This is a genomic window from Rubrivirga halophila (assembly GCF_046845755.1).
In the GTDB taxonomy this organism is placed as follows: domain Bacteria; phylum Bacteroidota; class Rhodothermia; order Rhodothermales; family Rubricoccaceae; genus Rubrivirga.
In genome coordinates this window covers 4,032,469-4,059,030 of the sequence record NZ_CP177357.1, presented here as the reverse complement: position 1 = coordinate 4,059,030, position 26,562 = coordinate 4,032,469, and the positions used below count along the sequence as shown (strand labels likewise).

Genomic DNA, 26,562 nt, shown 5'->3' with positions numbered 1-26,562 from the left:
GCGCGCGCCGGCGTAGCACGGCTCCTCCCTCCCCCGCCGATGCGCGTCCTCTACAACTCGAACGCCGGCAGCGCCGAGGGCGCCGACGTCGACGCGCTCCGCACCGTCCCCGGCGTGGACCTCGTCGACTGCGACGACCCCGAGATGACGATGCGGGCCGCCGCCGAGGCCTCCTTGGAAGGGCACGACCTGGTCGTGGCGGCGGGCGGTGACGGGACGGTCCACTTGGTCGCGAACGGGCTGATGCAGGCCGGCGCCACGGCCGCGACGCGGCCCGCGCTCGGCATCCTGCCCCTCGGGACAGGCAACGACCTCGCGCGGACGCTGGCGATCCCCATCGGCGCGCACCCGTTCGAGGCGCTCGACGCGCTCCGCCGGGCCGAGCGCCGGGCGCTCGACGTGGTCCGCGTCTCGCACGACGACGACGACGACGAGGTCACGCAGTACGCCATCAACGTCTGCGCGGGGGGGTTCTCGGGCGCCATCGACGAGGTCCTGACCTCGGAGATGAAGGCCAGCTGGGGCCCGCTCGCCTACCTCGTCGGGGCCGTGCAGGCGCTCCCCGACCTCACCGACTACGACACGCGGCTGGCCTGGGACGACGGGCCCGAGGAGCGCGTGGCGGCCTACAACGTGGTCGTGGCGAACGCCCGGACCGCGGGCGGCGGCAAGCCCGTCGCGCCGCGCGCCAACCCCGAGGACGGGCTCCTCGACGTCGTCGTGATCCGCGCCAGCGCCGACCTCACGCGGCTCGCGGCGCTCGTGCTGGCGGGCGACTACCTCGACGACGACGACGTCGTGTTCAACCGGGTCTCGCGCCTGCGCGTGGCCTCGACGCCGGGCATGTGGTTCAACGTGGACGGCGAGCTTCGGACCAACACGTCGATCCTGTTCGAGGCCGTTCCCGGCGCGCTCCACGTCTGCGTCGGGCCGGGTTATCAGGCGGCCTGCGAGCCCTGAGCCGCCCGCCCGTCCGCTCGCATCCGCCAGCGGCGGGCGCCCCCGGAGCCCGCACGGCGCGGCCTCCCCAGCGACTAGTGTCTTCACCTAGAGATCATCCGCGGGTATGTGTGTACGTTGGGTGCTCGCTGCTCCCACCGCGATGACCCTGTCCGACGCCCATGCTCAGGCCACCGCCGAGTCCAAGTTCTTCGCCCACCTCGGGCTGTTCGTGGTCGGCGCCGCGCTCGCGACCGGGGCGGGGCTGATCTGGGTCGAGCCGCGGTGGGTGGCCGCCGGCGTGGCCGCGTGGGCCCTCGTCTTGGCCAGCCACGGGGCCTCCGTGTTCGGCCACGTCTTGGGAGGCGCCTGGGTCGACCGCCGCGCGGCGGCGCTGGCGGACGCGCCGCTCGTGGCGGCGCGCCCCAACCCGGCCGACGACGTCCTCGACCTGTTCGATCTGGCCGCGGCGGCCGGGCGCCGCCCCTCGGGCCCGTCCCCGCGCGACGCCGCGTTCGCCGACGACCTGTCCGGGAGCGACCCCTTCGGCAGCCTGCGCACGCCCATCGACACGCCGCGCCTGGACGGCCCGGCCGTCCGCGTCTAGTCGATGTCGACGGTGCTGGAGCGCTTGGCGATGCGGGCGATGTAGAACCCCTCGAGCATGTCGTTGGGGAGCACGCGGCGCGTCTTGGCGAGGGCCGGCGCGAACGGCCGGTCGTTCCACTCGGTCAGGCCCGGCACGATCTGCTCGGCGACCGGCCCCCGCGTCGGGAGCCCGGCCTCGACGACCTCGATGGTCTCGCCGAAGGTGCGGAGCACCTTGGCCACGACGGCCTCGTTCTCCTCGGGCGCGAACGTGCACGTCGAGTAGACGAGGGTGCCGCCCGGCTTGAGGGCCTGGATGCCGGCCCAGAGGAGCTTGACCTGCTTCTGGCGCATCTCGCGGACCTTGCGCATGCTCCAGTACGCCGTCGTCTCAGGGTCGTGGGCGCGGAAGCGGCCCTCGGTCGAGCACGGCGCGTCGACGAGCACGCGGTCGAACGACTCCGGCTCGCGACGCCAGTAGACAGCGCCGTTGCCCATCCAGGGGAGCACGTTCGTGGCGCCCTGGGCGTAGACGTTGGCCTTGAGCTTGTAGAAGCGGGGGCGCACCTTCTCGACCGCCGTGACCTCGCCGTCGGGCCCGACGAGCGCCGAGAGCTGGCCGGTCTTGGAGCCGGGCGCGGCGCAGAGGTCGAGCACGCGCTCGCCGGCGCGGGGCGCCAGCGCGAGCGGCGCCATCTGGCTCGACACGTTCTGGACGTAGACGTGGCCGTCGGCGTAGGGCCGCGACGCGAGCAAGGCCCCGCGGCCCTCGGCCGGCACCGTGTAGGCGCCCTTGACGTCGACGACGGCCGTGAACGGGACGCCCTCGTCGTCGAGCACACCCAGCACGTCGTCCTCGTCGCGCAACATGGTGTTGACGCGGAAGCCGGTGGCGATCGGCTGCTCGAAGGTGGCGAGCACGGCGTCGAGCCGGTCGGCCGGGACGATCTTCTGCAGCCTGTCGAGGAACGGTTCGGGAAGCGGCACGGGCGGTCGGGCGATGGCGAGCGGGATCCGCGCAGGTTCGCGGTTTCCGACGCGGAGTACCGGGAAAACGGGAAGGAGACGGAGGGCTCGCGGGGATGGGGAACGGGGAATGAGGCGGAAGGGAGGCCCCCTGCTTGCGCGTCGCCCGACCGCTTACAGCTCGCCGCGATAGCTCAGGCGGTGCGCGAGGTGCGTCGGCTGGGGGAGCTTCCAGCGCTCGGCGAGCCCCAGCGCGAGCCGGGCCGCGTCGCGCAGCGTGACCCGGTGGCCGACCGAGACGTAGACGGGCTTGACGCCCTCGCGCGTCCGGAGCGCCTGCCCGACCGTCTCGCCGCGGTGGACGAGCGGCGCGCCGCTCCCCTTGACCTCTCTCAACGGCCCGTCCACCCGCCCCACCAGAATCGACTTGGCGACGCCCAGCGCGGGCGCGTCGAGCAGCACGCCGAGGTGGCACGCGAGCCCAAACCGGCGCGGATGCGCCAGCCCTTGCGCGTCGAGCATGTACACGTCGGGCAGCGCCTCCAGCTGCTCCAGTGCGGGCAGGATCGCAGGCACCTCGCGGAAGCTGAGCAGCCCGGGCACGTAGGGAAACGGCGTCGGGCCCTCCCAGATCGCGTGGTCGACGGCGGCGCGCTCGCGCACGTCGTAGACGACGACGGCGGCGCGGACGCGGTCGTCGCGGACCGATACGTCGAGCCCGGCGACCGTGCGGACGGCGGCGAGGTCGAGCGGCGCTTCCCGGACGAGCGGCGCCAGCTCGCGTTGCAAGGCGACCGCCTCGGTCGGCGTGAGGTCCCAGCGGTGGGCGTGGTGGAGCGTCAGGTCGGGCACGGCGCAAGCAGCGGTGGACAGGCCTCCAAGCTTGCGGGCCGCGGCGCCCGGCGCCAGCAGGAACGCCCGGATTCGGCCGCCCCGCCACCCTCTTCTTCTCGATTCCTCTCGGCCTCTACGACTCCTCGCCCTTCTCGTCGCGCAAGAAGCTGGGTAGCTCGACGGGCGGGACCATGGTCTCCGGCAGCGGCGTCACGTCGGCGCCGTCCGTCGCCGTGGCCGGCGTCTCGGCGGCGCGGCGGTCGGCGCGGTCGTGGAGGGCCTCGGCGTCGGGGACCGTCGACGGCCCGTCGCGGAAGGCCTGGTACGTCGGGCTCAGGATCTCGACGCCCGCATCCCCGAACGCGTCCTGGACGTGCTGGTGGAGGTCGCTGTAGATCCGCGCCATCCGCGTCACCTCCTTGGTGTAGGCGTTGAGCTCGTAGGCGACCGAAAAGTCGCCGAGCCCGGTCTGGAGCACGAACGGCGGCGGCTCCGACTCGACGCAGTCCGTCGCCTTGGCCGCCCCGATCAGCAGCGCGTGGACGCGCGGCCACGGCACGTCGTAGCCGATCGTGACCGAGGTGTGCAGGATGACGCCGCTCCCCTCGCGCGCCATCCGCGAGTAGTTGACGATGTGGTTCGAGAGCACGTTCGCGTTCGGCACCGACACGTCCTCGTTCTTCGTCGTCCGGATCCGGGTGACCAGGAACGTCTTTTCGACCACGTCCCCGAACACGTCGCCCACGCGGACGCGGTCGCCGACGCGGAAGGCGCGGGTGTAGGTGAGGACCACGCCGGCCACCATGTTCGAGATGGCCGTCGAGGACCCGAGCGACAGGAGCAGTCCGAAGAAGACCGTCAGCCCCTGGAAACCCCGGTTGTCGGCGATCGGCGTGTACGGATAGATGAGCATGAGGCCCATCATGATCAGGAAGAACTTGACGATCTTGCGCGTCGGGTCGGCCAGCTCGGCGTGGAACCCGGCGATCTCGGCCTCGCCGCTGGCGACGCGCGAGAAGAGGTAGTCCGAGATCCGCATGACGTAGCGGACGACGACGACGGTCACCAGGATGGCGATGACGTTGTCGATCGAGCTCAGGAGGACGGCGCCGAGCTGGCGGAGCGGCGAGAGCGCGGCGTCGAGGAGGTTCTCGCTCCAGCTCTGGGTCCAGACAAACTGCCCGAAGGCGAACGTCAGGAAAAAGTAGACCAGGATGAGCGACAGGCTGAGCCGCGTCAGGCTGACGAGCGCGCGGCCAAACCGGGCCACCTGATTGCGGCCGACCACCTCCAGCGTCCCGATCTTGATGCCGCGCAGGTACTGGGCCCGCATGCGCGCCGTCCGCTCGTCGAGCCACAGGTACAGGCGCCCCAGCAGGCGCAGCGCCAGCACGAGCACGCCGAGCGCCAACACGGAGTACGCCAGTCCCCACAGCACGCCCTTGATCGTGGCCTGCTCACGGTACGCCGCCAGGCCGTCGATGATGAGCGCGCGGTAGTGCTGGGCGGCCTCCGTCCGCGAGCGCGCGAGCGCGCGGGCGTCCTCGTCGGTGACCGTCATCACGATGAAGTCGCCGAGTTGGAGCGTGGTCAGCGTGTTACCGTCGACGATGCGGATGCGGTCGGCGTCGACCTCTCGGTTCTGGGCGAGGTCCGCCAGCCGCGCCGAGAGCCGGGCCGCCCGCTCGACCGGCGAGACGTCGCCGAGCCCGCCCCAGACGGTGAACAGCGTCCGGCCCAGCAGGGTCACCGCGACGCCGTCGCCGAGCGCGTCCGCGAGCGTCGTCGTCGTGTCGGCGAGCGCGGCGACGGCGGCGGAGTCGAGCCGGGCGGCGGCCGAGTCGCCCAGGCTGACGACGCCGGACCGGACGGAGTCCGGGAGTGCCCGCGAGCCGCTATCGGGGAGGGCGGGGACCGCGAACGAGTCGGCCGCCAGCGAGTCGGCAGTCTGGGCGAACGGCGCGGCGGCCGCGAGCGCAGCGAGCAGCAGGAGGCGGAGAGTCGGCACGGCGGGCGCGAAGGGGGACGGACCAACGTACCGCGCGCCGGGGCCCCCTCGCGAATGACTCAGCCCTCGGCGCACCACACGAGCCCGACGGGGACGTCCGCGCCCAGGTCGAGGCCGGCCGCGCGGAACGCAGCGGGGGTGGGGAGGGCCGCGTCGACCCAGCAGTTGTCGACGCCCTCGCACGAGAGCGCCAGCATAAAGCGCTGGACGGCCGTCAGGCACCGCTCGCGGAGGTGGACCCGGTGGCCGTCCTCGGCGCTCCCGCGGCTCCCGCTGACGGTCACGAGCACCCAGGCGCCGCCGGCCCGGAGCGGCTGCACGAGCGCCTCGGCGGCCGGCCCGAGCCGGCGGAAGCGGCACGGCGACCGGACGTAGGCGCCGGAGACGGTCCCGGCCTCTGCCAGCGCGCGGTCCACAGCCCCGCCGTCGGGCGCGGCGGGGGGCAAGGAAAAGGGCGACTGGACGCTGAGAGCGGGCACGGGGACGGTCCGGGGGGTCCCCTGCGATTCCCAAAGCGCGTGCCAGCGGCCGGCCGGCCGAGCGCCGCGCCGTCGGCTCGGACCGTCGCGGCCGGTTCTGCACGCCGGATTGTCCTCGGGCGCGTCCGCCAGCGTCGCCTGAATCGCTCCCGGCTCGTGCGGGCACCTCCCGACGAGGCGCGCGACTGCCCGGCCGGATCCCGATTCGTAACGCGGAGGCGGGCGGGGGCCCGGCGCAACCTTCCGGACGCCTTCACACGCTCCGGGCGGCGGCGCCTTGCCCGCCGCTCGGGCGGGGCGCTATGTTGACGCCCCGCGTCGGCCGAGTGCCGCGCTGCGGGCTCTTAGCTCAGTTGGTTAGAGCGCGTCGTTGACATCGACGAGGTCACTGGTTCGAATCCAGTAGAGCCCACCCGAATCGGCCCGAAACCGGCTCCTGCACCGCGCGGGAGCCGGTTTTGTTTTTGTGGGTACCACGATGGGTACCACTTTTTTCCGAGACCCATGGCCGAGCCCCGAGTCGCCGTCCGGCGGGTGTGGCCGACGACCGGGCGGCCCGGCGCGGCCGAGGTCCAGGCGGCCCTCGACGACCGGCGCGTGCAGAGGGCCGTCCACCTCGTCGTGCGCGACCGCCGGGTACGGCTGCGGTTCGCGGCGCTCCGGGCGGAGGGCGCGAACGTGGCCAAGGCGGTGGAGGCCCTGCTCGGGCCCTACCAGGACGTCGACGGGCGGCCGTACTACCTCAGCGAGGAGCGCGTCCGGGCGGTCGTGTATCGGAAGGGGTGAGCGTCAAGCCGCCGAGTCGCCCAGCGCCTCCCGGAACGCCTCGGGCGTGAGGACGCGGACGGCCGGGAAGTCGAGGGCTGCGAGCGCGTCGAAGTGGGCGTCGTTGGTGACGACGGCGTCGGCCCCGGCCGCGAGCGCGGCGTCGACGAACTTCTCGTCGTCGGGGTCGCCGGGCGGGAGCCGCCAGCGGAACCGGGGCTCGACGCGCTCGACGGTGGGGAGGGCGAGGAGCGCGCCGACCACGTTCCGGGCGACCTCCGGCCGCGTCCGTCGGCCGATGACCTCCTCGTACTCGAAGAGGATCGGAGTCGAGACGACGAGCGTGAAGTGGCCTTCGATGAGCCCGTCGAACAGCCACCTCAGCCGACTCCCCCGCCGGATGAACGGGAGGAGCACGTTGGTGTCGAGGACGATCCGCACCGCGAGCGCCGGGCCCTACGAGCCCCCGCCGGTCGCTCCGTTACCTCCGGCTGGCGACGCCCGGTGGTGGTCGTGCGCCCACCGGTCGGTGTCCTCGGGCGAGAGGCCCCGCTCGGCGGCGAACGCCTCGAACCCGGCCGTGGCCTTCTCGGCGAAGTGGCGGGCGAGGACGGTGCGGACCTCGCGGAGCTCGTCCTCGGAGAGGTCGGTCGCGAAAAGGTCGAGCAGCTCGCGCTGGAGGTTCGTGAGAGCCGGAGCGGGCATGGCGGCGGGGGTGGCCAGACGAGAAGTGTACGCCGCGAGTGCGGCTCTGGTTGAGTGCCCCCGTGCGACGGAGCAGAGGCGTGGGGTCGAGGAGGCGACCTGGACGGGTACCGGGCGGTAGCCGAGGTTGAGGGCTCACCCCCCAGACAGACCCATGGCCATCCTCGACCGAGGCATCCTGGGCGGCGGGCGCAACGCCGTCGGCACCGTCGTCATGACCAAGTGGCGCGGCAAGGACGTCATCCGCGCCCGCGTCACGCCCGCCAACCCCCAGACCGCCGCGCAGACCACCCAGCGCGACCTGTTCGCCGCGCTCACCCGGGCCGGCTCCACGCTCATCGACGCGTTCATCCGCCCGTACTGGCGCCGGTACGAGGGGTCGGGCCGGAGCGCCACGACGGCGTTCAACGAGTTCGTCCGGGCCAACGTCTACGTCATGCGCTCCGACGCCGTGGCCGGCGCGCCGGCGGGCACGTTCGACCCCGCCCAGATGCTGCTCACGCGTGGCGGGCTGGCGCCGGCGGAGCCGCTCGCCGACGACGGCCTGGGCGAGACGCTCGTGACGTGGGACGTGGCCGGCGGCCAGGCCGCCGGCCAGGCGGCGCCGGGCCGAGACGGTCCAGCGGTGGATCGGGGGCGGGCTGTCGGACCGGGGGCCGCTGCCGGCGACGCGGACGAGCCGGGGGTGGCGCGGCCGGCGGGCGGACCTGGAGGCGTGGTTGGCCAATGGGCCGGCCCCGCTCACTTGAGGCGGCATGGCGGCGTCGGGCGACGAGGTCGAGTGATAGACGGTGAACGACCCGCTTGCTGCGCCGTGAGGTTTCGATAGCGGCGCGTATCTACCGGAACCCGTTGGCCACGTCAGGGAGCGCGTCGATCGGCCGGTCGACGGGCTCGACGGCCCCCACGTCGCCGTAGAGGTTGAACACGTGCCAGTAGTCGGTGGGCTCGGCCGGCCCTGTGAACTCGGCCACGAGCCCCGACGCGGTGTAGACGCGGACCGTCGCGTCCGACAGCGAGTGCTGGCCGCTGTAGTCGTGGACGACGTACCCGTAGACCCCGCCGAGCCGGCTGTCGATCGTCACCGTTTCCGGCCCGAGGCCGTCGGTGTCGTCGACGTCGAGCGTTGCGAATGGGAAGCGGTCGGCGTCGCCTTGGGACTGGTACGAGATGAACTGCGCGGCGCTGGCGCCGTCGCTCGGGATGCGGAGGTAGGTGTCGATGTCGCGGTCGGTGTCCCACGTCAGGACGATCCGCGTTGTCTCGCCGGTCACGACGGGCGAGAGCGTCACGTTCTGGGGCGTCGTCCCACCGGCCGTCAGCTCCACCGTGGCCGAGCCGTCGAAGTACCCGTCGGCGCTCCCGGTGAGCGTGACCTCCTCGTCCGCTGCCAGGTCACCGAGCGTGAACCGGCCGTCGCCGTCCGAGACGGCGCATCGGCTCGTCCCCTGGAGGCAGACCTCGCCGCCCGGTAGCGGCCCTCCCGTCGTGGCGTTGATGAGCTGGCCGGTGACCGTCGCCAGCGCGCCGGGCGCGAGGAGGCCGCCCTCCAGACCTTCCCGGCCCAGGCCGTCCGTCCGTCCGTCGCCCTCGACCACACCGCTCGCGCCGTCCTCGGACCCGAACAGGCCGCCCTCGGCGAAGTCGGTGGTGACGGCCAGCCCGAGCGTCGTCAGGCTCAGGGCCGCGAAGGTCAGCCCTTTGAAGAGGTTGTAGCGGAAGAGCTCGGGCCGGGTGACCGTCTTCTTCGCGTTGCAGGGGTCGCCGAGCATCTCAGGACGGGTCGGGAGAGGTTTCTGTAGTCGCGCCGTTGGCGGCTTGCGGGCCAACGGCCTCGCCAGCAGAACCGGCATGAGCGGGAGGCGCCGTCGTCCGCTCGACCAGCTCGACCTCGGGCGCCCGGCAGGTGACGCGCTGCGGCCGCTCGCCTGCGTAGGCGCACGGGCCGGTGAGCGTGCCACGTCCTTCGAGGTGGACCGAGACGAGGTTGACGTCCTTTCTCGACCCGAGCACCCACATCCCGCTGTCCGTCCAGCCCCCGCCGCTGGCGGATCGGACCTCGGTGTGGTAGGCGTTCCCCGCCCAGCGCACGGCCCGGAAGCCGAGCACGGTGCCGCCGATGTCGCAGCTCCCGAGCAGTGAGAGTCCGTCGTCGTCGGAGCGGCAGACGAGGGACTGCAACGGTCGGTCCCGGCCGATCACCCAGCACGTCGGGGTCTCGTTGTCGTCGGAGGTCACGGCGTAGACCCCGCCGTCGGCGGTCTGACAGCGGACGGTGAACTGGGGCTCGTCCTCGTACCGGCACGTGCCGGCCAGCGTCTCGCCACCGTCCTCCGACGTGAGGTCGAGCGCGACGACGTGGTGCTCGACGCGCGCGCCGAGGAGCCACGTACCCGCGGGCTGCCAGGGGCCGTCCTCGCCCCCGATCTGGGCCTCGACCTCGTACGTGTTGTGGGCCGTCATCGTCGCCCGGAAGGCCGTCAGGTCGTCGCTCCCGTACGACCACAGGCCTTCGAGCGTGAACCCGCCGTCGTCCGAGGAGCCGCTCAGCGCGGTGAGCCGCTCGCCGGACCGGGTGCCCATCACCCACGAGCCCCCCTCGCGCCAGCGCCCGTCGCCGTCGGCCTGGTGCTCGACGCGGTAGAGCTGGCTCCGGAGCGCGGTCGTGCGCGACGAGACGCCGGAGGGTGCGTCCTCGCGCGCCTCGTCGCTGGCCGTGCCGTCCTCGGCAGTGCCGGCCTCGTCGTCCTGGAGCCGCTCCATCCGACCGCCGCGCTGGACGTAGAGCTCGCCGACGCGGAGGTTCTTGGCGATCGCCATGTTGCGGCCGACCATGTCCTTGAGGAGACCCTCGAGGTGGAGGTCGATCCGAAGCAGGCGGTTTTCGAGGTCGTCGTCCTCGTCTTGCTGGTCGTCCGGCCGCTGGTCCGAGGACTGGGGCTCTCTGCTCTGCGGGTCGGCGGGCGCGAGGTCCGCGCTCATGTGCACCGCCGGCGACGGCTCGGACGCGCGCTGTTCTAGGTCGGCCTGCTGCCGCTCCTCCACATCTCGCTCTAGCTCCTCGATGCGCTCGTTGGCCCGGTCGAGGTCCGCCCTCAGCGCGTCCCGCTCGCCCGTGAGCGGGCGGAGGCCGGCCGCCTCCCGCTGCGCCTCGTTGAGCTGGACCTCCTGCTGGCGCAGCTGGTCACGGAGCGTGCCGAGCTGCTCGCGCTCCTTCCCGAGCTCGGTCTCTAGCTCGGGGATCCGCGCGTTCACGCCGTCCAAGGTTGACTGCAGTGCGGCGCGCTCATCCCCCATCGGGCGCAGGTTGGCGGTCTCCCGCTGGAGGTCGTTCAGCTGGACCTCTTGGGCGCGGAACTGGTCACGGATGGTGCCGAGCTGGGCCCGCTCCTTGTCGAGCTCAGCCTCCAGCTCTGGGATCCGCTTGGCCCGAGCCGCCAGGTCCTCGGCCTGACGGCGCAGCCCATCGCGCTCGGACGTCATCTCGGCGAGGGCGTCACGGAGCTTGCTCTCGCCCTCCGAGCAGATGCGCTTGTTGCGCCAGTAGAAGAGGTCGATCAGCCACTGGATCAACCAGCCAGCTGTGAGACCGCCGAATGCGCCGACGATGGCTTCCATGGTGCTGTGCGTCTGTTGTCAGAAGGTGTGGATCGAAGCGCAGCGGCGGTTCTCCGACCGCTGCGCTCAGGGTCGCGTGCCGGAGGGGTTACTCCGTCACCTCGAAGTAGCCGGCGAGGATGTCGACGATCTGCTCCAGGTCGTTCTCGTCCGCCAGCTCGGGAAGCCGCTTGTGGACGGCCTTGCGGACCGCGTCCCGGAATGTGGGCCAGTCCGCTGTGTGGTCCTTCACGTCCGGTTCAAGACGGCGCACCAGCTCGTAGCTGCTCCCGATGTCGACCTGCCTAAGCGCTTCGGCGTGGGGCTCGGTCCCGGTCGCGACGTCCGGAAGGAGGCGGCTGACGAACGTGACGCGGTGGAAGACCCGCCAGCAGAGCGGCTTCTGCTCGGCCTGGTTCGCCTGGCGGAGCGCGGCCGCGTTGGGGTGCTGGCTCTGCTCCAGCCAGATCGGGTCGACGACGGTCTCGAACAGGTCCTCGAAGTTGTCCCGCTTGGGCTCGAGGTAGAACGTCATAAAGCGGTACGCGTCGACCTTGCCGGGCTGGTTGACGCCGTTGCCGTCCTTGTCGTAGACCGGCTGGACGCCACTCGTCAGGTCGCCGGGCTTCTCGTACTCGTACTGCCCCAGGTCGTCTGGCACGTCGAGCGACAGGTCAAGCTCGAACGACGTCTCCTCCTCCTTGTCCTTCGAGAGCGCCGTGCTCACGCCGCCACCGACCGTCCCGGTGATGCCAGCGCTGACGCTGACGGGGCTGTCGATCTCGAACGACACGCCGCCCGAGAGCTGGCCCGAGAGCTCGTAGCTCCCGCTGGCGGACTCGCTGCGGACCTCGCTGATCTGCGTCGACTCCTCGTAGAACCCGCCGTCGGCCGTCCAGACGTAGGTGTTGACGAGGTTGCGGCGCGCAAACTTCTCGGCCAGCCGGTCGTCGCCGGCCGCGAGGTGGGAGACCGCGCTCGCGACCGTCCCGCCGATCCCGCCCGCCAGCGCGCCGCCGATCAGGCCGACGCCGGGGCCGCCCAACATCGTCGCCGCGCCCGCGGCCACGCCGACCCCCTTCATCACCGTCTGCATGGCGTGCGTCTCCTGCGGGGTCGTGTCGAAGCTGGCGAAGTACGCCTTCAGCTTCTCCTCCTCCTCCTGAATGCGACGCTTGAGCTGGTACGCCTGACGCGGCTTGAAGTAGCTGTCCTCGCCGTAGTCGCCGCTGGTCGCGTAGTCCGGGTCGTACGCGTTGCCTCCCTTCTTGATGCCGAGCCGCCCGTCGAGCGTGCCCTGCTTCGTATAGCGGTTGTTGATCGGGAACGGGATGATGTTGGTGTCCTTCGGGATGTCCGGGTTGGGCAGCATCCGGAGCCCGACGAGCGTGCCGGTGTGCTCCAGGCGGAGCGCGAACACGTCGGCCGTCTCCGACTGGACGAAGGCGAACCCCACGTTGGACGGGACCCAGCGCCGCGTGTAGTCGGGGTTGGCCCAGGCGGTGGGGTCCTTCGCTTGGTCCCACCCGCCGCCGACGGCCACCGACTTCGCGGTGCTCCTGTTGACGCCGGACCCGAGCGACTCGCCGCCGGACCACGCGCCGTTCGCGTTGGCGCCGCCCGTGACCTCGCCCTTGACGGTCACCTCGGGCAGCTCGGTGCTGATGCCCGCGCCTAGGGGCGCCGCGACCAGGCTCGTTTTGAACGTCATTCCCGCCGAGGCCTCGACCTCGAAGCCGGTCTGGATGCTGTCCTCGTGCGACGACGAGACGGTGGCCGTGACGTTGTTGGACTCGACGAGGGTGACCTCGTTCGTACCTCCGTAGTTCAGCTCGATGGCCCCCTCGGTAAAGTTCTCGCTGGGGACGGGCGGCCCGCCCTCGATGTAGCCCATCACCTGCGGGTTGAACTGCGCCTGGCCGATCCACTCGGTCTTGATGTTGCCGACCTTGTAGCCGGTCACGAGCATCCAGCGGCCGTCCTGGACGTAGGCGTAGCAGCGCTTGTGGACGCCGTGGAGGTGGCCCTCGGCGTCGCGCTGGAGGTCGGCGTACTCGGCCGCGGCGGGCCGGCCGTCGATCGTCGCGTGGAAGTCGGTTCGGACGCCCGCCAGCGCCGAGCGGACTTCGGCGGTGTCGACCGAGATCGGCGCGGTCGACAAGACCTCGGTCGGCGTGTCCCCGGTCGCCCACTCGAGGTGATTGCCCTTGGGTCCTGAGTCCTCGACGCGAGTCGGCTGGCCGTCCCCCGCCCGTTCCACGTCGTCGAAGGTGTAATACGCGATCAAGTCACGCTTCTCGCCGCGGAGCCGCGTGAACACATTGTCGAGGATCTGCTCCTGGCTGCGTGCCGTCTTCCAAATCCGTACCTCTTCGAGAATCCCTTCGAAGTGACGGCCGCCGTCGTGGCCCCCGATCGTGAACCGAGGGGAGCCCCCCCCAGCCTCGAGGTCAGACTCCGCGCTCGGTTTCGTCTCGACGGGAGCGCCGTTGACATAGAGCCTGTACGTCGATCCGTTCGGCTGGGGCGTCTTGATCCACGTCGGCCCGTGAAGGCGCGCATGGGCGTCTCCCTTGCTGTCGTAGGCGACGAGTCCCTCATTCTCTTCGAACCGCCACCATGCGACGATGCCGTGTCGGTCTTTACCGACCTTTTGGCCAATCTGGTTCGACTTGAGCGCTTGGCCGTAAAGCCGGACCTCGCTGATCGCGCCGGTGAACTGTGCGACCTTGTTGTTCGGCAGCCGGGCTTGGCCGATGAGGACTGGAGAGCGGTTCCCCTGCGACGACACCTCGTCGATCTTGTGGGCACCTGCCTCCTCGCCGTCGATGTAGAAGGTGATGGTGGTGTACGTGTTGACCTCCGACGTTTTCTTCCCGTCCTTCTCAGCCTCCTCGATTTCCCGGTCCGTCTTACGCACGATAGCGACGCGGTGGAACGTACTGGCCTTGACCACGAGCTTCGAGGTGAACGTCTCCGGCTTGCCCTTGCCGGTCTCCATCGCGAACACGAGGAAGCCGTCCTCGTCGATGTAGAACGCATAGGGCACCTCCTCTTCGCTCTTGTGGCCCCCGAGGGTGCCCTTGGAGAGGAGGCCCTGCTTGCGGCCGAGGTCGTCGACCTGCACGAAGGCCTCGATGGTCAGGTCGCCGGTCACGTCGAGCGTCCCGCTCATACCGGCATCCGCGTAGGCATTGCCGTCGAAGCGCAATGCATACGACTGGTTGAACGCGGCGGCGAGGTGGGTCCAACGCCCCATCGGGATCGGGTGAGGCGACTCGATCACGTCACCACCGATGGCCGACACACACCCGTAGGAAGTCAACGGAGAGGCGACGATGGTCGGCCTCTCACCCCCTGTCAACACGCCGTGGTGCCCGTGGTGCGAGCGGTCACGGATGTCGCCGTCGGTGAAGGTGTAGTACGCGAGGAGGCCCGTCTCCTGTCCACCCAGCCGGTGCCCCATGGAGGCCTGGATTGCCTGCTGGCTACGGCATGTGTTCCAGAACCGGATCTCGTCGAGACTCCCGTCCAGCCTTTTTGAACTAGGGATTTCCAATCCACTAAACCAACCTCCCGTTCCTCCTTTCCTTTTAAAGACCCCGCATCCAATCGAAAGCGGGTGCGACCCCTCTGGAGAGTCCCCGGACTGAACGGTCTCGTCCAGCTCTCCATTGATGTAGATCGCCAACTCCCCCCCTGCGTCGTAGGTACATGCAATATGTGCCCACGTGTCCACAGGTAGCGTGGCGCTGCTACGGGCCGAGATGGTGCCAAAGGACGCGAGCACATGGCTTTTGACTAGACTTATCTCGAGCCCATCGTGTTCGCGAAGCCCTGCGTCTGTGGTATCGTCGCTCACGATTGGCTGACTGCTCTCACTCGAGGCCCGTGTCGGGTAAACCCATGCCTCCACGGTGAACGCCTCGTGGAATGCAGAGCTGGTGAGCGTCGGGACCTTGATGTACCCCTTGTCTCGGCCGAAGGACAAAGCTGTCATGCTCGCGGTCTCCCTCAGACCCAGCGCGTATCCCTTCCCGTCTGAAGCGGTAGCGTGGACGACCTCCGCCAGCTCGCCGACGCTGATCGGGTGGACCCACGCCTCAATCGTGACGTCGCCCTCGCGCGCGAACTGCTCTGGCGTCTCGCTGTGGAGGTACTGGTGCTCCCCGTCGAACACGAACGCCGTCCCGGGCGCGTCGGCCACCCAGGACGGGCTTTGGGCCTCGGTGACGAGCGCCGCCGTGCCATTCTGGACGCTGCCTTCGGCACCGTGCAGCTTGGCGACGAGACCCAGCGACCCCTTGTCGAGCGAGTAGCCGCTCGGCGTCACACGCGCCTGGCTGGCGTCGTAGCGCACGAGGTAGACCCGGGAGCCGACTGGCACGGTCCCAGCCGCCACGTCGATCGCGGACTGGCCGCTGTCGGTGGACGTCGTCGTGCGGAACGTGAGCGGGGCGGGCGTTCCGACCGTCTCGTCGCCCACAGACACGGCAATGGGTGGCTCGACGACGACCAGGGCGTGCGCAGGGATGCGGACCGGCGTGGCGGCCTCGAGCGGAATCCCCGAGCCGCCTACGCTCCCACTGCGAGCCGCGACCTTCCCGACGAACGTGCGCTGCATCGCCGTGCCGTTGAGGACGGCCGCGACCGTCTCCGCGTCGCGCGGCACGTCCGGCCAGTGCTCGACGACGCCGGAGTCCGGGTTGCGGACGTCGATCGTGCAGAGGTCCGCCTCAGTGCCGTCCGAGACCTTGATGGTCGCCTTGTTGTAGCCGGCGTCGGCCGTCTGCGACGTGAGTTGGACGGCCCCGTGCTCCGCTGGGAGCGACCACGTGGCGCGGTGCGAGCGAAGGTCGTAGTAGGCCGCGAAAAACTGGTCGTTGACGCCCTTGAAGTACATCGACAGCCGGCCGACCGCGCTCTCGAACAGGACGGGCGGGGCGTCGGTAAAGGCGAACTGGAGCAGGCCCGACCGGACCGTGAGCCCCTGACCGTCCGTGTGGCAATGAGCGAGCGGCTGCGGCAGCCGCTTCTCAAAGTGGATGCCGCGCAACTCGTTCAACGTACCGAGCGTGGCGGCGCGCTCCGCATGTAGGGCCCGTAGCTGTCCCTCGGCCTTGGACGTGGACCTCCTCTGGGCGGCTTGCTGCTCCCTCTTTAGGCGAGCAGCCTTGTCGATCTCTCCCTGGACATCATCGAGCTCACTCTGGGCGTCCCTGATCCTCTGCTTGTGCCCCTCTGTGAACTCGACTTTCAGGCTACTGGCTTCCGACTTCCAGGCCCCAACTAGCTTCTGGCTAGAAGTAATCTCCTTGGACTTGCCCTTGAATTCTTCATGCTCATATAATGTCACTACAATATTACCCTCAGAGCCTATTTCTACAAACTCAAGCTCATTATTCCAGTGTTCACTCCATGAATCTTGCTGAGTAATGTTCTTCCATGAAGTACTTTTGAACCTTTTAATTTCTCCCAGGTCTGGATATTCCAAGCCCTTCGGGAATGATGGTTTATGTTTGCTCTGGGTTCCACTTGGCCACGAATCGGATGTGTTACCCAGGTTGATCCTAATGGTCGACCTGTGGTCGTCCCAGCCAGGGTTCAGATCCCTGTCTTGCCTGTCGTATAGCGTGACAGTCCCGTAGTCTTTGTGGCGGAGGATGTCTAGCCTATCGGAGATCGCCTTCTTTCTCTGCCTCAGTGCGGCCTCGCTCTCCATGCCGTCCACGGCGCTCTTGGCGCTAGCCTGGGCATCCTTGACGATCTTTACGTCTCGCTCGATGCGGTGGATGTCCTCACCGAGTCTCTCGAGTCGTTTTTCGTGCCGCGCCATCTCGGCCAACGCCTCCTCGACTCGGCTGGCGTCCGCCGTGTCCGCCGCCAGCGCTGGCATCGGGATCACGCGCAGCTCTGGTCCGCCGGCCACCTCCTGCGTCTCGGCCGCTGGCACCTCGGTTCGAACGACGCTGCCGTCCCGCTCGGCGATCGTCTGTTCCAGCAGCGTGTCGAGGTTGGGAGGGGGCTCCTCCATCGTCTCCAGCGTCTCCCGAGCGGCCCGGCCCTTCTCCTTCGCGCGTTCGCTCCTGCGGACCTTGACGCTCGCCGGGACGCGCTGAGCGTCGAGCGGTCCGCTCTCCGTGACGGTCCAGGGTGTGCCGCCGAAGTCGTTCTCCGGGAAGAACTCGGCGACGGTGTCCTCGTCCGTCAACTTCAAGTAGCCGATGAGCGGTCCCGTCGAGTGGTCCGTGCCACCCAGGAGCGCCTTCTTCCGGGCGGCAAGGTTGGGGTCCTTGCTGGCGTCCTTCTGAGGGTCCCCGTTGGAGTCCTCGGGGCCTGCGAACAGGACGAAGCTCCTGCCGCCCGGACCTTCTGTATCGTGGTAGAAGACGGCCGATCGCATCTTCTCGGCGTACGCGAGGTCGTCACGCGCGGCCTTCATCGCTGTGAGCCCCTCGACCTGCTCGTCGAGCCGGTCCATCGCCTCCTGGGAGATCGGCGTCTTCGGCGGGCCGCTCTCACCGGCGTGCTGGCGGTCGGCCTCGTGCGTCTCCTTCTCCGCCACAGTGGCGATCTCGGTGAGCGTCCCGTCGCGCGTCACGGCAAAGTCGACCGCGGCCACGTACGGCTTGTCGTCGGAGCCGTCGCGGGCCGTCGTCGCCGCGCAGAGCAAGACGCGCGCGTGCTGTTTGACCGTCTTGCCCACTTCCTCGGTCGGGAGCTGCTCCTGCTCGTAGTACAGCTGGGCCGCCAGCCCGGCGCCGGCCGTGCGCCCTTCGAGCGTGAACCGGACGTCTGTCAGGTCCTGCGTGTCGAAAAAGCCGTCGCCGTCGCGGGCGCAGTTGATCGAGCGGACCTCGTCGGTCGCGGCGTCGAAGGCGAAGATCTGCCAGCGCTGCTCGTCCGTCCGGATCGTCGGGAGGAGGAGCACGCTCACGTTGCCCGGCGTCAGGCTGCCCACGAAGTCGACTTCCTTGGTCGGCTCGTAGAAGGGGTTGCCGGTCATGTCCTTCGCGCCCAGCGAGTCCTTCGCCGATGCCGGCCGCGTCCGGTTGCGGCTCCGGCGGTAGCGGACCTCGCGCGTCCGCTTGAGCTCGGCGCCCGCCAGCACGTAGCGGTCGACGAGGAGCGTGCGGTCGACGAGGGGGACCGGGACGCCCGCATCGTCCAGGAGTCGCCCGTCGGCGCCGGCCGTCGCGCCGCCGTCCTCGCGCTTGTGGAGCGGGTGGAGGTCCGGGTCGTCGCTCCCGATCGCCTGGCGGAACAGGTAGACGTGCGTCCCGTCGCTGAGGACCTGGAACGGGGCGTCGGCCGTGAGCCGCGCCGTCGTTGAGAGGAACGGGTCCTGGTCCGAGGGCGGGAGGCTGCCGTCCTTGACCTCCTTCGTCGTCCCCTGCTTGACGGCCGGCATCTGGACCGTGTCGAGCACGGCGAACCCGGCCTGCTCGATCTCGTGGGGGAACGCGACCGGCTTCGGGTTGGGGAGCCAGAAGTCGGCGTCGATCTCGCTGGTGTCGGCTTGGGACATGTCGCCCGCGGCCAGGTCGAGGACGCTGTAGTAGATCCGACGCCGGTCGTCCATCGCGAACGCGACGACGGTCCCGCGGTGGTTGACGAGCGCGCTGTGCTTGTAGGGCCGGTCGGCGTAGGAATGGAGGAGGGTCCGCTCGAGGGCTGCGTTCATCGGGGCGTCGGTCGGGCTGGCAGGGACGCACGGGCCAGCGGGAGGTCAGGGAGGCGAGGTCGCAGGCCGCCACCAGAGCCTGACGGCGGCCTGCGAAGACGGGACTGGGCGAGCGGGATCAGCCGGTCGGCGTCAGGGTCGCTTCGCAGGTGGTCTGGGCGTCGATCGGGCCGCCTGTCGTGCTCTGGACATCCATGGTGTACGTGAGGGACACGGTGCCCCCCTCGTCTCGCGTTCCGGTCCCGGAGAATGTGATGGCCATGCCGTCTCTCTGGCTCACGTCGTCGCCGACGAGCGTAATCGCGTTCGCGTCGACGGTGGCTGGCGAACTGACCGCGTCACCGGGCGAGTTGAACAGGTTCTCCACGGTCACCCGGCCGTCCCCCGACCCGCGCACGATGGTGGCCGAGTAGGCGTCGCTGACGGTGCCGGAGCGGGGGTTGCCGTTGACGTCGGTGCCCATCTGGCTACACGTCTCCGTGACGGAGTAGGTGCCGAGGTAGTCGTCGACGGTCACGACGGGGGCGCCGGGCTCGTCATCCATCGAGACGGCGTCCGAGACCTCGTCGGAGATCTGGTCGGTCACGCCGGACACGGCGTCGGGCATCGCCTCCCGATCGGGAGCGCCGTCTGTGGACGTGTCGCCACACGCCGGGAGGAGGAGGAGGGCGGCAGCGAGAGCGAGAAGGGTGGTCTTCATGGGTAAGGGTGAGGGTGAGGGTGAGTGACACGCGCGCCATCGGTGGCGAGCGCGGCGGGTGGCGCCTTGCGCCGTGGTCTGTTACTGGCGGTACTGCGCCGTGCCCTGCCCGGGCGGCATGCCGGTCTGGAACGTCCCGGCGTATGGGGGCTCGGCGCGGATCCAAGCCTCGAAGCGGGAGAGCCCCTGGACGGCCGGCGCCCCCTCGCTTCCCACGACGTGCTCGAGGTGGATCACGTCGTCCGCGTCGACGAACCCGTAGACCGTCATGGAGTCCCGGACGGCGATGGACCCGGGCGGCGGGCCGTCGGGACCGGTGATCGACGCCACGACGCCGGTCCCGTAGAGCGACCCGTCGCGGTCGTGCTGGTCCATCGTCACGTCGTAGCACACCTCGACGCCGTCCCACTCGGCGGCCTGCGTCGCGTCGTAGGTGTGGCAGAGGACGCGCGGGCCGACCTCAGAGACGGCTCCGAGGTACGGGCCGGCCTCCTGGGCAGGAAGGCCGAGCCGGACGAACTCGGTCGTCGGCGATACGGCCTCCGCCGATTCGGCTGCCGTGGCGTCACCGACGGTGTTGGGAGAGGACGGCGGGTCAGCGTTGGGCTGACACGCCGCTAGGCTGGCGGCGGTCACGAGCACGACGAGGAAGCGGGTCATGACGACGGCGGGGCGCGGGACGAGGAGGGGCGTGCGAGCGGCGTGGGTATCCACTCCGCGACCTACTCCCCGTAGTCCGTCTCGTAGTCGAGCACGGCCGTGCCGGACGCAGCCGGCTCGCTGGCCCAGTACGACCCCTCGTACCGCACCACCTCGACGACGCCGTCGCCAAAGTCGATCGTTTCCGGCGTGTCGTAGCGGGCGTACCACGTCCGGTCGCCCTCGGCGGCCTGGAGGTGGATGACGTCGTCGTTGGCGATGTGGCCGAACAGCTCGACCGAGTCACGGTCGGCCGGGGCGATCAGGCCGGGGTCGTCGTCGGTCTGCCGGACCGAGACGCGGGTGCCCTCCCCGTAGAGCGACCCGTCGCGGTGCTGCTGCAGCTCGACGAGGTAGCAGGTCTCCTCCCACTCCCCGGAGGGCGCCGTGTCCATGTTGCAGAGCCGGACGTCGCCTACCGAAGCGGGACCCTCGACCCGGTCGCTCACCAGGGCGATCTCGCCCTCGTACGGCCCGTCGTTCGGCGGCATCTCCGGGGGCGCGCCGGCGCCTGGCTCCACCGACAAGCCGGTGGAGCGTTCGGGAGCCAGGATGGCTTGATCCTCGACCGGCACCGCCGCCTCGTCGGGTTCGCCGCCGCACGCGGCGAGCAGGGTGCACAGGAGCAGGGGAAAGATCCGAGTCGGTCGCATGAATGGGAGGGGATCGTCAGAGGGAAGGCGTTCGCCGTCGGTGCGGTCTACCGGTGATGGCTGGGCTACGCTGCCGTAGTCCGAGGGTGGGGGTGGTGGAGAGCGCCAGGGCCGATCCCCCGCGGCGGACAGATCGGCGTCCGCCGCGCGACATCGCTCGTCTGAGCCCGACGGGTGAGCGACACCAGGACGTAACGTGCCCACAGCCCGCGACGAGGATCGGACGACCTGCGCCGCAGATCGGACATGGACAGCCCAAACCGGCTGTTGTGCGCCGAAGACCGGCTATTCCTCACCGTCCGCGATGCCCTCTCCCGTCCTGCCCGGCACCGCCGCGGCGTCGGCCGGGGCGACGCCCAGCACCGCGTGGAACGCCGTCCGAAACCCGGAGGCGCTCGTGAACCCGACCTCCCGCTGCGCCTGCTTCACCGACCGCCCCGCGGCCAGCAGCTCGGCCGCCCGCTCGACGCGCGCCCGGCGGAGCCGCTCGACCGGGGACTCGTCCGTGAGCGCCGCCAGCTTGCGGCGGAGCTGGCGGGGGCTCAGGGCGAGGGCGTCCGCGAGGGCCGCGACACCGAACGTAGCGTCAGCCATCCGCTCGGCGATCGCGGCGTCGAGGCCGGTGAGGAAGGCGGCCTCGGCCGGCGGGAGCGCCTCGGCTGGCGCCTCCTCTCCGGACGCGCCTCCCGCCCACAGCGCGCGGAGCGCCCGGCGCTGCGCGATCAGCCCGCCAACGCGGGCGAGCAGGACGTCGGCGTCGAACGGCTTGGCGAGGTAGGCGTCGGCGCCGCCCTCGAACCCGGCCGTCTGGCTCTCGGCGTCGGCCCGGGCCGTGAGGAGGACGACCGGCACGTGGCTTGTCAGAACGTCCCGCTTGAGCGCGTCGAGCACGCCGAGTCCATCGACCTCGGGCATCATGAGGTCGGTGAGGACGAGGTCTGGGACGAGGTCCCGCGCGCGCTCGATCCCCTCGGCCCCGTCCGCGGCCTCGGCGACCCGGTAGCGACCGTCGAGGTGGGTCCGGAGGTAGGCCCGGAGGTCGGGGTGGTCCTCGACGACGAGGACGAGGGGGCGGTCGTCGTCGTCGAGGTCAGCGGCATCGGCCTCCGTGGCCGGTCGGGACCGCGCCTCGACGGCGCGCGCGGAGGGCCGAGCCGGGGGGGCGCCGCGTCTCCCGTCACCGCCGACCCCGACCGGTCTCGCGGGTCCGGCCGCCGTGACGTCAGGGAGCCGGGGTACGCGCAGGGTCACCGTCGTCCCCTCGCCGACCGTGCTCTCGACGTCGACGGCCCCGCCGTGGAGCTCCACGATCTCGCGGACGAGCGAGAGGCCGATGCCGGTGCCCTCCCCGCGTCGGGCCGCGTCCGTGTCGCCCTGGTAGAACCGGTCGAACAGCCGGTCGAGGTCGTCCGGCGCGATGCCGGGGCCATCGTCCTCGACGACCACGACGGCGCTCTCGGCGTCCGACCCGACGCGGACGGCAACGCGCCCTCCGTCCGGCGTGAACTTGACGGCGTTGGCGATCACGTTGTAGAGCGCCGTCTCGAGTTGGGCGGGGTCGACCGCGGCGACGACGGGCGACGCGGGCGCGCGGACCGAGAGGTCGAGCCCCGCTGTCGCGGCCCGCGAGCGGAACGCGGCCACGCGCGTCCGGACGAACGCGCCGAGGTCGACGGTCTCGGGCCGGAGCGTGACCGCATCGGCGTCGAGGCGAGCCAGCGTGAGCAGGTCGTCGACGAGACGGCGGAGGCGGCGGCCGTTGAAGGCGGCCCGGTCGAGGAGCGGCCGGGCGCGGGCCTCGATGTCGAACCGGCCCCGGCGGAGGTCGTCGAGCGGGCCGAGCACGAGCGCCAGCGGCGTCCGCAACTCGTGGGACACGTTGACGAGGAACCGCGTCTTCGCTTCGTTCGCTCTGCGGAGCGCCGCCGTCCGTTCGTCTACCGTCGCCTCCAGCTCGCGCTGGCGCTGCTCGAGCGCGCGGACGCGGGCGCGTGAGGCGACCCACCCGACGGCGCCCAGCCCGAGCAGAGCCGCCAGCCCGGCGCCGACCCGGAACGCCCACGTCTCCCACCAGTGCGGCGCGCGGACGACCGCGACCTCGCCGACGCCCCCCCACGCCCCGCCGAGTCCGGCCTGGACCTGGAACGTGTAGTCGCCTGGAGGCAGGTTTGTGTAGACGGCCTCGCGTCGGTCGCCGGGGTCGCGCCAGCCGTCGTCGTAGCCGACGAGCCGGACCCGGTACTGCACCGACTCCGGGTAGTCGAACTCGGCCGCCGTGAACCGGACGGACAGGTCTCGCTCCCCGGGCGCGAGGTCGAGCCGGTCATCGTAGACCTTCTCGCCGCCCGCGCCGGCCGCGCTCAGCACGAGGGCCGGAGGCGGCTCGGGCCGCCCGATCACCCCCGTGTCGAACACGGCGACGCCGGCCTGGGTCGGGACGTAGAACCGTCCGTCCGGGGTCATGGAGCCGGCCGGCTGGTACGCCCCGTTGGCCTCGCGGTGCGGCATCCCATGGTGCTCGGAAAAGGCGACCGGCGTCACCCTAGCGGACCGGCCGTCGGCGATCGCACGGGTCGTTCGTTCGGCGTCGTCCCGGTCGATCCAGAACACGCCGCGGTTCGACGTCACCCAGAGGCGCCCCCGGCCGTCCGGGAGGACCCGGTGAAGGCTCACGTCGGGGAGCCCCTCGGCTCGTCCGAGGCACGCGGGGCGGCCCGCCAGCGGGCCGCCGCCGGTCCCCCGCAGCCGGCAGAGCCCGGCGTCTTCTGTGGCTACCCAGTGCCCCCCACTCGGGTCCGGCGTGACGTCGCGGACGTTGTCGGAGGCCAGCCCTGACGACGCCCGGAGCCACGAGGAGACTCCGGCGCGGGTCGCGTAGAGGATTCCTCGGCCCTGCGTCGCTAGGAGGACGCCGTCCCCCCACGGCTCGATGTCGACGACCGGCACGCCTCGGAGGACCGGCCGCCACGGCCCGCCCTCCCGCCCGACGAGGGCGCCCTCGGTGTGGCCGATCCACACGTCGCCGCGGTCGGTCTCCAGGATGGTTCGTGCCGCGTACGTGCTGTCCATCGCAACCTCCCGCCAGTCGGCCCTGCTCTTCCGAAAGACGCGGCTGTAGGCGCTGAGCCAGAGGTCTCCGTCGGCTCCTTCGGCGAGGGCCGTGGGCCACGAGATCGTCTCGGTCTCAACGGCCGCCTCGCCTCGGACCCTCACGAGCGCCTCGGGCGACCACGTCCCCGCCCAGACGTCGCCGGACCGTGTGGCGAGCACGGGGTACGTGTTGCCGAGCGGCCCGTTCGGCCCCGACACCTCGGTTACCCGCCGCGGCCTCACACGGAGGAGGCGCCCCCCCGTCACCCACACGCCGCCCGCGCCGTCGGGGACGATCTGCACGCTCGGGAGCGCGCCGAGACGGACGACTCGGGTTCCGCCCGAACGGAGGTAGCCGTCCGAGACGTCCCACGTCGTCCGTCCGCTCGTGACGGGCACGTGGAATTCGCCCGGCGTCCCCGCCAGCCCACGGCGGACGCGGTACGCGCCGTCCTCGTAGGTCGCCCACAGGCGCCGGCCGTCCCCACCTCGCCGGTTGAGCAGGAGGCGCAGGGGGCCATCGGGGGTTGGGACGGACCGGTACACCTCCCACTCGAGACCGTCGACGGACGGGGACGGCGCACTGGCGAGCCGTTGGCCGTCGGATATGTAGAGCTCTCCCTGGAGCACGACCTGAACAGACCGCCCGCTCCGCAGGACATTCGACGCGTGCGTCACCTGAAGCGGTCGCACAGATCCGTCTGAGAGCCTGCGGACGAAGGTCCCGCCCGCGTCGGCGATCCACCCCAGCCTCGAGGCTCGGACGTTCCCGGATTCGCCCCCCGCTCCGCGCGAGACCGGCTGTGCCGTCTCGTCTTGTACCTCCCAGAGACCGCGCCGGGTCGGAATCCATACAGCGCCGGGCCTTACCTCGACCGCGCCAAACGCCCGGCCAGGAGGTAGGCCGAACCGCTCGGTGAGGTTGTCGAAGCGGCCTTCACGGTATCGCCCGATGGCCCCGTTCTCGAACCCGACCCACACCTCGCCGCCGCCGGTCGTGGTGATCCAGGCGGCGCGGCGGGACGGGGCAGCCTCGGCGTCCGGTACCGCATGGAACGCCAGCCCGTCGAACCGGACGACCCCGTCGTACGTCGAGACCCACAGGAGACCGTCGGGGCCGTAGGCGGCACCCGTCGTGTGGTCGAGCGGCAGCCCGTCCTCGCTTCCCCACGCCGCGACGAGGTACCGAGCGTCGAGAGCAGGGCTTAGTGATTGGGACTGGGCCGGGACCGTGACGGCGATGCCTAGCAAGACGCCTAGGCACGCTCTTGCCGCGCCGCAAAGATCGGCCATTGCGAGTCGAAGGGTCGGACGAGCCACGGTGGTCGGTGGGAGCGCCGATAGGATACCGCCCTCCCCTGGCAACGCTGCACTCGCAAGACCAAGGCGGCCCGTCCGGGAAACGGCCCATTCGCAGGCCCCACGGCAGTCCCCCCACGTCCGCCCTGACGTCGCGGACTGCGCTCGGTAGCCCGTCCGGCCAACAGCGTCCGGGGACCTCTCCATTGCTGGTTCCCCACGGTCGCCCTCTGCAGCGCGATCCGAGCCGGGCACCGGTGCTCCCGAGTCAGGTCCCGTCGCCGAACGCGCTCCGTATCTCGGCCTCGGCGTCGGCCCGGTCGAACGCAGCGAGGTACGACTCCGTGACCGCGATCGACGAATGGCCGAGCGCCTTCGAGATCGTGTTGACCGAGGCCCCGTTCTGGCGGAGCACGTCCCCAACTCGGCTTCTGCACCGCGCAGGAGCCGGTTTCGTTATCCGAGCCCCCCGTTCCCGGCCCCCAGTGTGGCCTCTCCGCCGCCTAGCGTTCGACGCGGCCGGAGCCGGAGCCCCCAGCCAGCTTTTCGACCTCGTCAGCCGAAGTCAGGTTGAGGTCGCCGGAGATCGTCTGCTTGAGGGCACTCGCGGCGACGGCGAACTCGAGGGCGTCGGCCGCCGCGTCCTTCGTCAGGAGCCCGTGGATGAGCCCGGCCGCGAAGCTGTCGCCGCCGCCGACGCGGTCGACCAGGCGGACGTCGTAGACCCGGCTCCGCGTCGCCTCCGCGAGCGGGGCCGCGCGCCCGGCGCCGCCGAGCAGCATCGCGCTCCACCCGTTGTCCGACGCGCTGTGGCTCTCGCGCAGCGTGATGGCGACGGCGTCGAACCCGAAGTCCTGCGTGAGCTTCTCCGCGAGCCGCGCGTAACCGGCCTCGTCGAGCGCGGCCTCGTCGGCCGCGTCGGCGCCCGAGCCCTCGGTGCGGACGCCGAGCGAGCGGTCGGCGTCCTCCTCATTCGCGATGCACACGTCGACGTGCTCCATGAGCGGGCGCATCGTCGCCTGGGCCTCGTCCGTCGTCCACAGCTTCGAGCGGAAGTTGAGGTCGCACGAGACGGTCGCCCCGGCCGCCTTCGCCGCGCGGCACGCCCGCTCGACGGCCCGGCGTGGCTTCTCGCCCAGGGCCGGCGTGATCCCGGTCCAGTGGAACCAGTCGGCCCCGTCGAAGGCGGCGTCCCAGTCGACCTCGCCCGGATCCATCTCGGACACGGCCGAGTGGGCGCGGTCGTAGACGACCTTCGAGGGCCGCTGGCTCGCGCCGGTCTCCAAAAAGTAGATCCCCACGCGCTCGCCGCCGCGCACCACGTACCGGGTGTCGACGCCGAACTGGCGCAGCCGGTTGACGGCGGCCTGCCCGATCTCGTGCGTCGGGAGCTTGCACACGAACCGGGCGTCGTGGCCGAAGTGGGCGAGCGAGACGGCGACGTTCGCCTCGCCGCCCCCGAAGGTGGCGTCGAAGGACGTGGCCTGGGCGAAGCGCTCGAAGCCGGGCGTCGAGAGCCGGAGCATGATCTCGCCGAAGGTGACGACAGTAGCCAT

19 protein-coding genes and 1 tRNA gene are annotated in these 26,562 nt (G+C 70.9%); 5 read left to right on the top strand and 15 right to left on the bottom strand.

From position 1 onward, the window contains the following. Window positions 1–39: 39 nt before the first annotated feature. Both ACLIRP_RS17745 and ACLIRP_RS17740 read left to right on the top strand, forming a co-directional pair. Window positions 40–960: a diacylglycerol/lipid kinase family protein gene (locus ACLIRP_RS17745; RefSeq protein WP_412061803.1), complete on the top strand. Its 921-nt coding sequence runs from the start codon at window positions 40–42 to the stop codon at window positions 958–960. Window positions 961–1,102: 142 nt separating this feature from the next. Further along, entirely contained in the window at window positions 1,103–1,546 is a 444-nt protein-coding gene (locus ACLIRP_RS17740; protein ID WP_412061802.1) for a hypothetical protein, read from the top strand. Here ACLIRP_RS17740 and ACLIRP_RS17735 read toward each other — a convergent pair. The 4 genes from ACLIRP_RS17735 to ACLIRP_RS17720 all read right to left on the bottom strand — a co-directional run bounded on the left by ACLIRP_RS17735 (window position 1,543) and on the right by ACLIRP_RS17720 (window position 5,781). Beyond that, window positions 1,543–2,514 carry an RsmB/NOP family class I SAM-dependent RNA methyltransferase gene (locus tag ACLIRP_RS17735; RefSeq protein ID WP_412061801.1) on the bottom strand — a complete coding sequence of 324 codons (972 nt, stop codon included), beginning with the start codon at window positions 2,512–2,514 and terminating at the stop codon, window positions 1,543–1,545. The two genes, ACLIRP_RS17740 and ACLIRP_RS17735, sit on opposite strands and share 4 nt — an antisense overlap. A 153-nt stretch (window positions 2,515–2,667) precedes the next feature. Beyond that, a complete protein-coding gene (locus ACLIRP_RS17730; protein ID WP_412063731.1) occupies window positions 2,668–3,336 on the bottom strand; it encodes an endonuclease V in 669 nt (222 codons plus the stop codon). A gap of 124 nt (window positions 3,337–3,460) precedes the next feature. Further along, window positions 3,461–5,335, bottom strand: coding sequence for a mechanosensitive ion channel family protein (locus ACLIRP_RS17725; protein WP_412061800.1), 1,875 nt, complete (start codon window positions 5,333–5,335; stop codon window positions 3,461–3,463). 59 nt (window positions 5,336–5,394) lie between these two features. Beyond that, on the bottom strand, window positions 5,395–5,781 hold the full coding sequence (locus tag ACLIRP_RS17720; RefSeq protein ID WP_412061799.1) for a hypothetical protein: 387 nt from the start codon (window positions 5,779–5,781) through the stop codon (window positions 5,395–5,397). A gap of 371 nt (window positions 5,782–6,152) precedes the next feature. Between ACLIRP_RS17720 and ACLIRP_RS17715 the strand changes: the two genes are divergently transcribed. Together ACLIRP_RS17715 and ACLIRP_RS17710 are read left to right on the top strand one after the other, a co-directional pair. Further along, window positions 6,153–6,226 (top strand) — tRNA-Val (locus ACLIRP_RS17715). A gap of 92 nt (window positions 6,227–6,318) precedes the next feature. After that, window positions 6,319–6,600, top strand: a complete 282-nt coding sequence (locus ACLIRP_RS17710; RefSeq protein ID WP_412061798.1) for a hypothetical protein — start codon at window positions 6,319–6,321, stop codon at window positions 6,598–6,600. Between the two features lie 3 nt (window positions 6,601–6,603). On the opposite strand, the gene ACLIRP_RS17705 is transcribed toward ACLIRP_RS17710, so the two are convergent. Beyond that, window positions 6,604–7,020 carry a putative toxin-antitoxin system toxin component, PIN family gene (locus tag ACLIRP_RS17705; RefSeq protein WP_412061797.1) on the bottom strand — a complete coding sequence of 139 codons (417 nt, stop codon included), beginning with the start codon at window positions 7,018–7,020 and terminating at the stop codon, window positions 6,604–6,606. Window positions 7,021–7,035: 15 nt separating this feature from the next. Beyond that, entirely contained in the window at window positions 7,036–7,284 is a 249-nt protein-coding gene (locus ACLIRP_RS17700) for a hypothetical protein (protein WP_412061796.1), read from the bottom strand. A 154-nt stretch (window positions 7,285–7,438) separates the two neighbouring features. Between ACLIRP_RS17700 and ACLIRP_RS17695 the strand changes: the two genes are divergently transcribed. Beyond that, window positions 7,439–8,113 carry a DUF6266 family protein gene (locus tag ACLIRP_RS17695; RefSeq protein WP_412061795.1) on the top strand — a complete coding sequence of 225 codons (675 nt, stop codon included), beginning with the start codon at window positions 7,439–7,441 and terminating at the stop codon, window positions 8,111–8,113. A gap of 10 nt (window positions 8,114–8,123) precedes the next feature. On the opposite strand, the gene ACLIRP_RS17690 is transcribed toward ACLIRP_RS17695, so the two are convergent. The 9 genes from ACLIRP_RS17690 to ACLIRP_RS17650 all read right to left on the bottom strand — a co-directional run bounded on the left by ACLIRP_RS17690 (window position 8,124) and on the right by ACLIRP_RS17650 (window position 26,562). After that, window positions 8,124–9,056 carry a carboxypeptidase regulatory-like domain-containing protein gene (locus ACLIRP_RS17690; RefSeq protein WP_412061794.1) on the bottom strand — a complete coding sequence of 311 codons (933 nt, stop codon included), beginning with the start codon at window positions 9,054–9,056 and terminating at the stop codon, window positions 8,124–8,126. Window position 9,057: 1 nt separating this feature from the next. Continuing rightward, complete coding sequence (locus tag ACLIRP_RS17685; protein ID WP_412061793.1) at window positions 9,058–10,902, bottom strand: hypothetical protein; 1,845 nt, start codon at window positions 10,900–10,902, stop codon at window positions 9,058–9,060. An 88-nt stretch (window positions 10,903–10,990) separates the two neighbouring features. Next, window positions 10,991–18,565, bottom strand: coding sequence for a LamG-like jellyroll fold domain-containing protein (locus ACLIRP_RS17680; RefSeq protein WP_412061792.1), 7,575 nt, complete (start codon window positions 18,563–18,565; stop codon window positions 10,991–10,993). A gap of 118 nt (window positions 18,566–18,683) precedes the next feature. Further along, window positions 18,684–19,265: a hypothetical protein gene (locus ACLIRP_RS17675; RefSeq protein WP_412061791.1), complete on the bottom strand. Its 582-nt coding sequence runs from the start codon at window positions 19,263–19,265 to the stop codon at window positions 18,684–18,686. Window positions 19,266–19,346: 81 nt separating this feature from the next. Next, window positions 19,347–19,925, bottom strand: a complete 579-nt coding sequence (locus tag ACLIRP_RS17670; protein ID WP_412061790.1) for a hypothetical protein — start codon at window positions 19,923–19,925, stop codon at window positions 19,347–19,349. A gap of 62 nt (window positions 19,926–19,987) precedes the next feature. After that, complete coding sequence (locus ACLIRP_RS17665; protein WP_412061789.1) at window positions 19,988–20,617, bottom strand: hypothetical protein; 630 nt, start codon at window positions 20,615–20,617, stop codon at window positions 19,988–19,990. A gap of 285 nt (window positions 20,618–20,902) precedes the next feature. Next, window positions 20,903–24,958, bottom strand: coding sequence for an ATP-binding protein (locus tag ACLIRP_RS17660; RefSeq protein WP_412061788.1), 4,056 nt, complete (start codon window positions 24,956–24,958; stop codon window positions 20,903–20,905). Between the two features lie 316 nt (window positions 24,959–25,274). After that, complete coding sequence (locus ACLIRP_RS17655; protein ID WP_412061787.1) at window positions 25,275–25,421, bottom strand: hypothetical protein; 147 nt, start codon at window positions 25,419–25,421, stop codon at window positions 25,275–25,277. An 88-nt stretch (window positions 25,422–25,509) separates the two neighbouring features. After that, window positions 25,510–26,562 carry a PfkB family carbohydrate kinase gene (locus ACLIRP_RS17650; RefSeq protein ID WP_412061786.1) on the bottom strand — a complete coding sequence of 351 codons (1,053 nt, stop codon included), beginning with the start codon at window positions 26,560–26,562 and terminating at the stop codon, window positions 25,510–25,512.